Source organism: Streptomyces beijiangensis (genome assembly GCF_017315755.1).
In the GTDB taxonomy this organism is placed as follows: domain Bacteria; phylum Actinomycetota; class Actinomycetes; order Streptomycetales; family Streptomycetaceae; genus Streptomyces; species Streptomyces beijiangensis.
This window is the reverse complement of the sequence record NZ_JAFLRJ010001255.1, coordinates 1-843: the sequence shown is the minus strand read 5'-3', so window position 1 is coordinate 843 and position 843 is coordinate 1. Positions and strand designations below refer to the sequence as shown.

Annotated in this window: 1 protein-coding gene; it reads left to right on the top strand. The window is 74.1% G+C overall.

The features are described from left to right. Nucleotides 1–244 precede the first annotated feature (244 nt). Nucleotides 245–616 (top strand): DUF488 domain-containing protein, encoded by a 372-nt coding sequence (locus J0695_RS41405; protein WP_206969964.1) that lies wholly within the window; start codon nucleotides 245–247, stop codon nucleotides 614–616. The last annotated feature ends 227 nt before the right edge of the window (nucleotides 617–843 follow it).

The following is an 843-nucleotide window of genomic DNA, read 5'->3' as shown; positions in this document are numbered from 1 at the left end:
CGTACGGGTTTCTGCGGTGCGGGCCCCATTGAGGCCTCCCCTCCTGCGCGGATGTCCGGTCTTCACCAGACTCCCGTCGGGCGGACCGCGAAACGTCGCGCCGATGGCGGAGTTGAGGGGTACCACCGGGGGTGGTGGGGGACGGTGACTACTCCCTGGGGAGTACGGGTGGCCGGGGCCGCTCGCGGGCGGCGGCGCGACGGGGCAGGGTGGAGGGTGACGCCCCCGTCCGAGAGGAGACAGCGTGTCCGCCGAGCGTTCCGCGTTCACTGTCCGCCGCGTGTACGACTCGCCGGGCCCCGCCGACGGGACCCGCGTCCTGGTCGACCGGTTGTGGCCGCGCGGGGTGTCCAAGGAGCGTGCCGCGCTCGACGAATGGCTCAAGACGGTGGCCCCCACGAACGAGCTGCGGCGCTGGTACCACGCGGACCGTTCCCGCTATGCGGAGTTCGCGGAGCGGTACACGGCTGAGCTCGCCGGGCCCGAGCAGGGGGCGGCGCTGGCGCGGCTGGCCGAGCTGGCGGGGCAGGGGCCTGTCACGCTGGTGACGGCGGTCACGGACGTGCCGACGAGCCACGTACCAACGCTGCTCGCGGCACTGGCGTCGGGGTCCTGATAGCCGGGGGCTCCGCTCCCGCGCCCCCGCCCCGGGGGCTCCGCCCCGAACCCCCGGTCCTCACTCGCCGGACGGGCTGAGTATTGCCGGACGCCGGCTTGAATCCTGCAGGCCACGTCCCGGCCAACAGCGGCAAAATCAAGCCCGTCCGGCGTTTGAGGACACGCGGCCGGAGGCCGTGTACCGGGCGGCGCCGGGGCCGCGACCCCGTCACGCGACTACGACGG